The organism is Polaromonas sp. P1_G4 (assembly GCF_056405475.1).
Window position 1 is genome coordinate 1 of sequence record NZ_JBFUCA010000541.1, and the last position, 2,740, is coordinate 2,740.

Annotated in this window: 3 protein-coding genes; 1 reads left to right on the plus strand and 2 read right to left on the minus strand. The window is 60.8% G+C overall.

Features of this window, described 5'->3' with window-relative positions; all coding sequences use genetic code 11:
* On the plus strand, positions 1-801 hold an 801-nt coding region (locus AC1D1X_RS20170; protein WP_477699000.1), incomplete at its 5' end, for a tetratricopeptide repeat protein.
* Here the strand turns inward: AC1D1X_RS20170 and AC1D1X_RS20175 are convergent.
* A complete protein-coding gene (locus AC1D1X_RS20175) occupies positions 783-1,685 on the minus strand; it encodes an NRDE family protein (RefSeq protein ID WP_477669551.1) in 903 nt (300 codons plus the stop codon). The genes AC1D1X_RS20170 and AC1D1X_RS20175 overlap by 19 nt on opposite strands.
* A 30-nt stretch (positions 1,686-1,715) precedes the next feature.
* Entirely contained in the window at positions 1,716-2,669 is a 954-nt protein-coding gene (gene ygfZ / locus AC1D1X_RS20180) for a CAF17-like 4Fe-4S cluster assembly/insertion protein YgfZ (RefSeq protein WP_477669552.1), read from the minus strand.
* Positions 2,670-2,740 lie beyond the last annotated feature (71 nt).

The window sequence follows — 2,740 nt, forward strand, 5'->3', positions numbered from 1 at the left end:
TCCTGGAAGCCTGTGTACTCGAAGTTGCTGGGCATCACTTTAATGTTTTGCCTCGCGCTGGCGATCTATATATCGCAACAGGCCGCCATGGCGGAAAGCAGGATCGTCAGGTCCGTCAGACTGGCACTAACCATCACGCAGTCCGGGGATGTCAACAACCCGCGCTGGAACGCCACCAAGCGGGAAATATTGGAGCTGGTCAAAGAAGGCACCCGCATCAATCCCCACTACCGCAAGCTGACGCCCATGGTGGCTGACGAACTGGCGCGCTGGGGCGACTGGCCAAACGCCGTCTGGATCTGGGAGTCTGTGGTGTCTTCGCGTCCGTACGTGGTGGCCTTGCTGACGAATATTGCCCGTGGGCATGCCCAGATGGGAGCCATGGACAAGGCTTTCGAATACCTGGAACGCAGCAAGAACCTCCAGCCGAAAGCGGCGTCAGTCCGATCGCTGGAAGTCGTCCTGCTGAGCCGGTCGGGGAGAACGGCAGAGGCCCAAAAGCTGACCAAACAATACCTGGCAGAAGGTATATATGACTATGACCTCCTGGATGCCGGGTGGATACTGGGTGTGAAAAACGGCGACTTGGATCTGGCCGTCCAGAGCATGGAACTGCGTAACAAAAGCTTTCCTGACCAGCAGGTCGACGGGCTGGTCAAACTGGGCTACCTCTATGCCATCCGGAAAAAAGATGACGCGAAGGCTTTGATGTTCTACAAGGCGGCCATGGCCGCATCACCCGAAAAAGACAAGGAAGCCACGCGTCAGCGCATTCCCCCCGACTACCGGTCCAGGCTCTGAGAAGCGGGTGCGGCTTTCTGCCATTGAACAGTGAACCGGTGCGAAACGGGATATGCCGGCTGATGGTGGTGGCTGGGCTCTTCAGCTGACGGGCTCACGTACATATGCTCCTCGACCTGGACATCCCATCGCGTTGACAGATCGGCCGGATCTGCTGCTGCCAGCAGCACGGTGCTGCTCCGTGTGCCGTACGCATGGTCCGGAAAATCCACAAAGGCACTGGACAGAGCTTCTTCCAGCGCCAACGGCACGCCGGTGACCGGAAGGTCTTCGCGCGGCGCGCGCTGGCGATTACCCAGAGCCGACCACAGAGATGCCTGAAGCTCCGTTGCTTCCAGGCCTGAGCTCGTCTTCAGGGCGGCATGGAGGGAGCGTTTGAGTTCCAGGGTTTTGGGCCACGGCGTATCCAGTGCCGCATTGGACAACCCGTAAAGACCTGGTGACAGAACCTGAAGATGCAGGTTTGAAGCGCCAGACACCACGGCCGGCTTGTTTGTCACCCAGGCCCAGACGTTCCGCTGAAAATCGCCAACCACCAGGTTAAAGCCTGCGTAGTCCGCGCCTTCTTCTTCGAGAGCTGAAGCAAAACCTGCCGCATCATCGCGGCTTTCCAGCCAACGCGTCACCAGTTCCCCCCGCGAGCGGGCCCCGGCATCTGCGCGGGCTCCACGCACATTGGTGAGAAAAGCAATCCTGCCGCCCGGTGTCATGCCCATCCAGGTGCCGCCGGCACGCAAGTCACGGCCTGAAAGGACTTCTTGCCCCGAAGCGGTTCGCCAGCGGGCCAGCGGCAGCGTCGGCCGGTCCAGGAATTCATCGCGGTTGGCCGCAATCAGGAGCGGCCAGCGCTCCGATACGCCAATGGCAAACGCGATCAGGCACATGTCATGAGCCCCGCGCCCCTGTGCCGTGCATCAGATATCTTCCAGCAGCGGGTAGGGCAGGGGAAGCAGGCTCAAGGCTTCGCCTGTGGCGCTTCCCAGCGTCAACCGGCCGTCGCCGGCATCGGCGGCGGCAGAGGTCTGCATCGACACGATGGCGTCAAAGCCGCCAGCGGGATTGGCCGCCGCCGCGGCGACCAGCCCGCAAGGCTGCCCTGCATCGGAGGCGTGAAATATCTCCTGGCCTGTTGCCGGTGTTCCGGCGGTATGAACAAGGTATGCGCGCCGTTTGAGCGTGCCGCGGAACTGGCTGCGCGCAACGATTTCCTGGCCCGGGTAGCAACCCTTTTTGAAGTTCACCCCTCCGACGGATTCGTAATTCAGCATTTGCGGCACAAAGGCTTCAAAAATGGGTTGCGTGATCATCGCAATACCGGACTGCACGTCCAGCCAGTGCCACAAGGCGCTGTCGATGCGCGGTCCTTCGGGAGCGGGTGAAGTGGCAGGTACGCACAAAATCGCACGCGGCTGGCCCGCGCCGGGCTGCAAAAACACCATATTTGCATCACCAAAATCGGCTTTTGACCATACAGGACGGGCGCCACCAGCTATCGAATCCATAGCGGCTCCGGTGACGCCATAGAGCGCGAATTCGGCACTGGCGTCGGTCAGTCTGGCCTTGGCACGCAGCACAAACATCGACAGGCGCTTGAGTGTGGCGGGCAGGATGTCGCGGCTGCACAGCAGCAGCACGTCCTGCTGGCCGGCATCGCTGCTGCGCTTGAACACCACAAAACTGGCCTGCATCCGGCCCTTGGCATTGCAGAAAGCCGCCAGGCGCGCTTCGCCAGCCCCCATCAGGGCCACGTCCTGGGTCAGCTGGCCCTGCAAAAACGTGACGGCATCTTCACCGGAGGCACGGATGACACCCAGGTGCGCAAGTTCGGTGATGCCGGAAATCAGGTGAGCGGCAGAAGGCAGGGTCATGGGGCGTTCACATTCGATGAGGAGATGGGCTGAATTATCATAGGCTCGAGGTTTTGCGTTCTGTACATAAA

Bases quoted from the DNA above. Each gene is read 5' to 3' on its own strand.
- AC1D1X_RS20175 (WP_477669551.1), bottom strand. From the start codon at position 1,685: ATGTGCCTGATCGCGTTTGCCATTGGCGTATCGGAGCGCTGGCCGCTC.
- ygfZ (WP_477669552.1), bottom strand. From the start codon at position 2,669: ATGACCCTGCCTTCTGCCGCTCACCTGATTTCCGGCATCACCGAACTT.